Origin of the sequence: Paralimibaculum aggregatum (assembly GCF_030270585.1) — a bacterium.
GTDB classification, from domain to species: Bacteria; Pseudomonadota; Alphaproteobacteria; order Rhodobacterales; family Rhodobacteraceae; genus Thermohalobaculum; species Thermohalobaculum aggregatum.
Genome location: NZ_BSYI01000056.1, coordinates 23,413 through 30,383, shown reverse-complemented (window position 1 = coordinate 30,383; position 6,971 = coordinate 23,413). Strand labels below are relative to the sequence as shown.

General features: G+C 73.7%; 6 protein-coding genes. 4 read left to right on the top strand and 2 right to left on the bottom strand.

All coding sequences use genetic code 11. The features are described 5' to 3' along the window. The 3 genes from QSJ97_RS22240 to QSJ97_RS22235 all read left to right on the top strand — a co-directional run. Nucleotides 1-978: hypothetical protein (locus QSJ97_RS22240; protein ID WP_434220951.1), on the top strand; the 978-nt coding region annotated here is incomplete at its 5' end. Continuing rightward, the gene (locus QSJ97_RS25105) at nucleotides 960-1,247 is read left to right on the top strand and encodes an energy transducer TonB family protein (protein ID WP_352231133.1); all 288 of its coding nucleotides are present in this window, start codon (nucleotides 960-962) and stop codon (nucleotides 1,245-1,247) included. The genes QSJ97_RS22240 and QSJ97_RS25105, both read left to right, overlap by 19 nt. 166 nt (nucleotides 1,248-1,413) lie before the next feature. Then, nucleotides 1,414-2,202 carry a hypothetical protein gene (locus QSJ97_RS22235; RefSeq protein ID WP_285674544.1) on the top strand — a complete coding sequence of 263 codons (789 nt, stop codon included), beginning with the start codon at nucleotides 1,414-1,416 and terminating at the stop codon, nucleotides 2,200-2,202. On the opposite strand, the gene QSJ97_RS22230 is transcribed toward QSJ97_RS22235, so the two are convergent. Next, on the bottom strand, nucleotides 2,175-3,803 hold the full coding sequence (locus QSJ97_RS22230) for a DUF4214 domain-containing protein (RefSeq protein ID WP_285674543.1): 1,629 nt from the start codon (nucleotides 3,801-3,803) through the stop codon (nucleotides 2,175-2,177). The two genes, QSJ97_RS22235 and QSJ97_RS22230, sit on opposite strands and share 28 nt — an antisense overlap. A gap of 218 nt (nucleotides 3,804-4,021) precedes the next feature. On the opposite strand from QSJ97_RS22230, the gene QSJ97_RS22225 reads away from it, so the two are divergent. Then, a complete protein-coding gene (locus tag QSJ97_RS22225) occupies nucleotides 4,022-5,308 on the top strand; it encodes an MFS transporter (protein WP_285674542.1) in 1,287 nt (428 codons plus the stop codon). Between the two features lie 9 nt (nucleotides 5,309-5,317). Here the strand turns inward: QSJ97_RS22225 and QSJ97_RS22220 are convergent, their stop codons facing one another. Next, nucleotides 5,318-6,883: a hypothetical protein gene (locus tag QSJ97_RS22220; protein ID WP_285674541.1), complete on the bottom strand. Its 1,566-nt coding sequence runs from the start codon at nucleotides 6,881-6,883 to the stop codon at nucleotides 5,318-5,320. Nucleotides 6,884-6,971: the final 88 nt, after the last annotated feature.

The following is a 6,971-nucleotide window of genomic DNA, read 5'->3' as shown; positions in this document are numbered from 1 at the left end:
GCGGTGCCGGCGCAGCCAGCCGAGGCCGTGCCCCCTGCCAGCGCCGAGCCGCTGCAGTCTGCCGAGGCGGTTCCTGCCAGCGCGGTGTCGGCGCAGCCTGCCGACGCCGAGCCCTCTGCCGCTGCGGAGCCGATGCTGCCCGCCGACATCGTGCCCCCCGCCACGGCGGAGCCGGTGCAGCCCGCCGATGCCGTGCCCTCTGCCGCTGCGGAGCCGGTGCAGCCTGCCGATGCCGTGCCCCCTGCCAGCGCGGAACCGGCGCTAACGGCCGATGCCTTGGCCCTCGCCAGCGCGGAGTCGTTGCAACCCGCCGACGCTGTGCCCCCGGCCAGCGCGGAGCCGGCGCAGACTGCCGACGCCGTGCCCCCTGTCAATGCGGAACCGTTGCAGCTCGCCGACGCCGTGGACTCTGCCACTGCGGAGCCTGTGCAGCCCGCCGATGCTGTGCCCGCTGCCAGCGCGGAACCGTGGCAGCCCGCTGACGCCGTAGCCCCTGCCGGTGCGGAGCCGGCGCTGCCGGGCGACGCCGTGACCTTTGCCAGTGCGGAGGCGCTGCGGCCGGCCGACGCCGTGGCGGCCACCGCAATGGCCGAGCTGCCCCCCGTCGCGCCGGTTGCGGCGACGGACCCGCCCGATGCAGCAGCCGGGGCGCCGCCGGATATCGCCGCCACCACCCGGCCCGACCGGACCGCCGGGGTGGCGCCCGATCTGGTGGCCGATCAAATGCCCGAGGTGGTGGCCGGGGCGGAAATTACCGCCGCGGCGCAGGCGCAGCCGGTTTCCGGCAGCGCCCCGGCAGCGGCGCCGGCGCGGCTGCGGCGCCGGCTCCCGAAACCCGCGCCGCGGTCGATGCCGGCGAGACCGGCGCCGCCGGGGCGAGCGGAGCAGCCAGGGCCGGCGGGGCGGCCAACCCGGCCGCCGGCGGCAGCCAGGGCGCCGGCGGGGCGCCCGATCCCGGCCTGCAGCGCGACTACCTGACCCGGCTCGCGCGCTATCTCGCCCGGCACAAGCGCTATCCGCAGGCGGCCTGGGCGCGGCGGCAGGAGGGCACCGGGCATCTGCTCTTCGCGATCGACGCGGCGGGGCGCGTCACCGCCGCGGAGCTGCGCCGGAGCTCCGGCCACGGGCTGCTCGACCGCGAGATCCTCGCCCTGATCGAGCGGGCGGCGCCGCTCCCCGCGATCCCGCCGGAGCTCGGCGTCTCCCGGCTCGAGGTGGTGCTGCCGATCACCTTCCGCATCGAGTGAGCGCCGCGCGAGGGCAGCGCCCGCTGCGCCACGAAGCTGCGCCCGCCGCGCCGGGGCCTGCGCCCGCGCGGGCCGCCACGCGCAGGCGGCCGGGCCGCCCGGCGCCGCGCAAATACGCCCGCCCGCTCCATTGCCGGTCGCGAGACCCGGATGAAGGAGCCCGCCCATGCCGCCGATCATCGGACCCCGCCCCGCCCCCGCCTCGGGCCGTGCCGCCCCCGCTTCGGGCCGCCCCGCTCCCGCGTCGGACCGCGCCGGCCACGCTTCGGGCCGCCCCGCCCCCGCCTCGGCCTGCGCCGCTCCCGCTTCGGACCGTGCCGCCGGCTGCCGGCGCCGCCTCGGCGCGTTTGCCCTCGGCCTCGCGCTGGCGCTCGGGGCCGCCGCGCCGCTCGCCCCCGCGCCGCTCGCCGCGGCCGCCGAGATCGCCCCGCTGCGCCTCGGCAACTGGCAGGGCGGCGCGTATAGCGACGACCGCACCGGCGCCTTCTCGCACTGCGCTGCCAGCGCCCGCTACCGCAGCGGCATCACGCTGCTGTTCTCGGTGACCCGCGAGCGGAGCTGGAGCATGGGCGTCTCGAGCCCGGACTGGCGGCTGCGCCCCGGCGCGACCTATCCGATCAGGTACCGGGTGGACGGCGGCGCGGTGCACGACGCCGCGGCGCTGGCCCGCAGCCCGGTGCTGGCGCAGGTGATGCTGCCGGCCAGCGAGCGGCTGTTCCTGAGCTTCCGCAAGGGCCGGATGCTGCGCATCGCCGCCGCCGGGCGGGTGCTCGAGTTCCGCCTCGACGGCACCGCGCGGCTGCTCACGGCGCTGCTCGGCTGCGCCCGGCGCTTCGCCGGCACCGGGGGCGGCGATCCCTCCGCCGGCGGCCGGCAGCGCGGGCGCGCGCCCGGCATCGGCGCCGGCTTCCGCAGCCGGGTCGGGGATCAGACCACCCAGACGCCGTCGTCGTAGTTGTCGGCGTTCTGCGCGAGGTTCTCCGGCCCGTCGGCGAAGAACAGCAGCATGTCGGCCCGGTCATGGGCGCCGGTGGCGATGGCATCGAGCCAGAACTGCCGCCCGGCCGCATCGGGGGCGCGGCCGAGCACGTTCTCGAACAGCGCCGAGACGAAGGCATCGTCGGAGGGCGCTTCGCCGAACCGCGCGGCGAACTCGGCGCTGCCGACGAAGGCCGCGGCCATCGCCTCCGGCGCGGTGCCGGCTGCGGCCTGCCCGGCCCAGAAGCGCAGCCCCGCCTCGTCCGGCACCCGGGCGAAGGCGGCGGCATAGAGCCGGTAGGTCGCCGGCAGGTGATCGCCGCCGAGATCGTAGAGATAGGTACCGTCCTCGAGCGCGATGCGGGCGATGTCGTGCAGCAGGTCGCGCTCGCCGCCGGGCAGCAGCACCGTCACGGCGCCCTCCGCGCCGAGGCTCTCGCCGATCTCGTCGCGGCGCGCGGCATAGGCCACCGTGTCCTGCCCGCCATTGCCGAAGATCGTGTCGTCGCCGGCGCCGCCGCGCAGGGTCTCGTCCGCCGCGCTGCCCAGGATGGCGGCGGGGGTGGCGGGTGTGACGGCGACGGCCTCGGTGCCGGCATAGCTCAGCGCGATCTCGCCGCGCTTGGCCGGCAGGACCGAGAGCGGGCCCTCGTCGTCGAGCACCAGGAGATCGCCGTCGAAAAAGAATGCCTCCCGCGCCGTGGCGGAGAGCGCGATCTCGGCCAGCGCATGGTCGAAGTCGAGGAAGATGTCGAGCGGGCCATCCTCGGTGGAGGCGGCGGCGAGGGCGAATTCCTCCCCCGGCGCGAGGGCGATGGCGAGCCGGTCGCCATCCGCCACGGTCTCGGCCAGCAGGCTCGCCTCGGGCGCGGCTCCCGGCCCCTCGGGATAGCGCAGCAGGCGCAGATCGGCGAGCGGGCCGCCGCGGAGCGAGACCGCGAGATCGAAGAGCAGCCGGGCGGCGCCATCGTCGCGGCTGCCGGGCTCCAGCCCCTCGGCGGCGAGCGCCGCCGCGCTCTCGCCCAGCACCGCCCGGCGCAGGTGATGCACCGGGTTCTGCGTGCCGCTGCCATCGGCGAGCGGCTGCGGCGTGGCGGCGAAGGCGGGCAGCGCCGCGCTCTCCCCGGCCATCACGGTGCCGGCGCCGGGGGCGAGATCGGCGAGCCCGAAGGCATGGCCGGCCTCGTGCGCGACCGCCTCGGCGACCGCGCCGGTGCTGTCGGCGGTGTCCATGAAGATCGCGACGCTGCCGCCGGCGCCGTCGAAGGCCTCGAGGACGCGCCCGCGCTCGCGCACCGGCACGCCGCCATCGCCCTCGGGGTCGAGCAGCGGCAGGCGCTCGGCGAAGCGCACGGTGAGCTGCGGGCCGAAGCCGGGCGCGGTGTCGCTGACCCGGATCGGCACGCCGGAGCGCGCGAAGATCGCCTGCACCAGCCCGAGGATCTGGTCGCGCTCGGCCTGCGAGAAATGGCTGGCCGGGGTCTCGCCCGCGACCGCCTCGATGAACTCGCGGCCGCGGTAATCCTCCGACCTGATGAAGGCGCGGTCGTGGCCGCCGTGGAAATCGAGGACCAGCACGGGCGCGCCGGGCAAGGATGTGGCGGGCACGGATGTGGCGGGCACGGGGGCGGCGGGCAGGCCTGCGCCGGGCATGGCGGCCGGGGGATCGGTGGGCATTCTGCGCCTCTCGGATCGGGTTCTGACCCTTCCCACCTAATCCATGATGGAAAACGGAGGCTTAACGCGGCTATCACTGGAGCGGCCCGCCGCTGCCGGGGGCGCGAGGGAGGCAGGCCATGACCGGAACGCGGACCATCGCCACCGTGCTGCTGGCCACCGGGCTGGCGGTCTGCGGTGCCGGCGTGCTGCAGACCTTCCTGCCGCTGCGCGCCGATATCGAGGGCTTCACCGACTGGGAGATCGCGCTGCTCGGCGCGGCCTATTTCGGCGGCTTCATCCTCGGCTGCCTGGCCGGGCCGGGGCTGATCCGCGCGGTCGGGCATATCCGCGCCTTCGCCGGCATCGTCTCGCTGCTCGCCGCGGTGGTGCTGGCGCAGGCGCTGCTGGTCGGCCCGCCGGCCTGGATCGGGCTGCGGCTGGTCACCGGCGCCGGCGTCGCCATCGTCTACATGACGCTGGAGAGCTGGCTCAACGACCAGGCCAGCAACCGCACCCGGGGGCGCGTGCTCTCGGCCTATATCATCGTCGCCAATCTCGGCTGGGTGGCGGGGCAGTTCGTCATCAACACCGCCCCGGTCGAAGGCATGGCGCTGTTCCTCGCGGTGGTGATCTTCGTCAGCCTCTCGGCGGTGCCGGTGGCGCTGACGCCGAGCAAGGAGCCGATGCCGGTGCCGGAGATCCGGCTCGACCTGCCGGGGCTGTTCCGGCTCTCGCCGGCGGGCACCATCGGCTGCCTGCTGGTCGGGCTGGTGGAGGGCGCGTTCTGGAGCTTCGGCCCGGTATTCGGGCAGGAGCGCGGGCTCAGCGTCTTCGAGGTGACGATGCTGATGGCCGCCTTCGTGATGGGCGGCACGCTCTCGCAATGGCCGGTCGGGCGGCTCTCCGACCGGGGCGACCGGCGGCGGGTGATCGTCGGCATCGCGCTGGCCTCGGTGGTGACCGGGCTGGTGATCGCGGCGGCGGACGGGCTCTCGATCGGGCTGACGCTGCTGCTGGCGCTGCTGCACGGGGCGCTGATGATCCCGATCTACCCGATCTGCATCGCCCATGTGAACGACTACACGCCGAAGGCGCGCATGGTGCAGGTGAGCAGCGGGCTGCTGCTGGTCTATTCGGTGGGGGCGACGCTGGGCGCGCCGGCGGCGGCGCCGCTGATGACCGCCTTCGGCCCCGGCGCGCTCTTCGTCTTCATCGCCGGCGTGCTGGGGCTGCTGGCGCTGCTGACCGGCGGGCGGATGCTGCTGGCGGGGCGGCGGCTGCGCGCCTTTCCCGAGGTCTACCGCCCCTGGGTGCGGACCACGCAGTCGATCTACGAGATGGAGGGCGACGAGACGGCGGAGGCCGAGACGGCAGCCGAGGGGCGCGAGGCGGCCGGGAGGGGGGGCCGCCCCCGCCCCGGCTGAGGCCGGCGCTCAGCCCGCCGGCACCTTCATCCGCTTGAGCTCGGCCTCGATGGCCTTCTCCACCGCCTTGCGCACATCGGCATCCTTGACGAACTGCTTCTCGGCGGTCTTCAGCAGCTGGCTCTTGGTCTCGCTGCCGGTGGCCTTCTCGACCACCGCGTTGATCGTGGTGTCGGCGAGCTTCTTGGTGACGCCGGTCTCCACCTTGGCGATCAGCGCGCGGCGCTGGTTCTCGGTCAGCTCGACCTTCTTGAACTTGGTCTTCAGGATGTCCGGCGCGATGGTCTTGCCGATCAGCTCGGGCCGGCGCTTGTGCACCCAGGCGGTCTGGAAGCGGCCGAGCTCGCCGAAGATGCCGGCCATCACGGTGTTGCGGATGATCGTGGTGAGCCGGTCGACGACCTCCTTCTCGGTCGGCGCCTTGCCGCCCTTCTTGATGACATCGGTGCAGCCCTTGAAGAACTCCGCCACCGCCGAGGTCACCGCCGCCTTGCCGGTGTTGTTGATGAAGCGGATGCAGAACTTCTCCGCCACCTCCCTGGCGACGTAGCCCTCCATCTCGCGCGCCAGCGCCGGGCCGAGGGCGCTGGAGAGCTTCTTCACGAAGGGCAGCTTCAGGGTGCCGAGCTTGCCGCTCAGCCCGCCGACGATGGCATCGAGGATCATCGCCTGGAGCGATTCCCACATCGTGCGGTCCTGCCCCGAGGCGTGCTTGCCGAGCTCGTTGACCGCGGTCTGCAGCATCGCGGTGCCGGCGGAGCCGACGATCGCCGCGCCGCCGGCGCCCATGCCGGCGCCGATCAGCACCGGGGTCGCCATCGCGCCGACCGCCATCCAGCCGATGCCGGAGGCCAGCGAGAGCCGGAAATGCACCTTCTTGGCCGAGCGCCCGAGCTCCTGGCAGAAGCGCAGCATGTCGTCGGTGAAGGCGTTCACCGCCTTCTCGCAGGCCGGAATTGTTCGCTCCAGCGCCTTGAAATCCTTGGCGGAATGGGCCGCCTTGCAGGCCTTGAGCGCATTGCCGGCCTTGGCCGCGAGCCCGGCATCGGGCAGCTTCAGCCGGCCCGCGGTGATCACCACGATCATCGAGATCGACTTGAGATAGCCCTCGCCGCCCTTCACGACCTCGGCCCAGTGATACAGCATCTTCTGGTTGTGCAGGAGCGAGTTCTCGAAGATGTCGATATAGGCCTTCAGCTCCTTCAGCGCGGCGGCCTGGAGCTTGTCGAAATCGGCCTTGGAGATGCAGAGCTTCTTGCCCTTGTAGTCGATCAGCACGCGGGTGCCGGTGCCGAGCTCGGCGAGCTCCTTCTGATAGGCCGGCAGCATCTTGCGATAGGTCAGCCCGCCGGGGTCCACCACCTGGTCGGGCGGCCGCACGCCGGCCTTCTTCTGCATCAGCGCGATCAGCTTCAGCAGCTCGTTGTCGATATTGCCGCTGTCCTTCGAGGGCATGCCGTTGGCGCGCAGCATCGAGCGCACGAGCTTCACATCCGCGCCGCGGTTCTGCACCGGGTCGCCCTTGCTGGTGCGCGGTGCGAGGCCGACGGGGGCCGAAAGCTTGATGCCTGACATGGTTCATCCCTCCGATTGCAGCGCCCGCCGGAACTTCTCACGGGCGAACCCTGCAACACGGAGGCTATGCCGGCTTTGGACTGCTCCC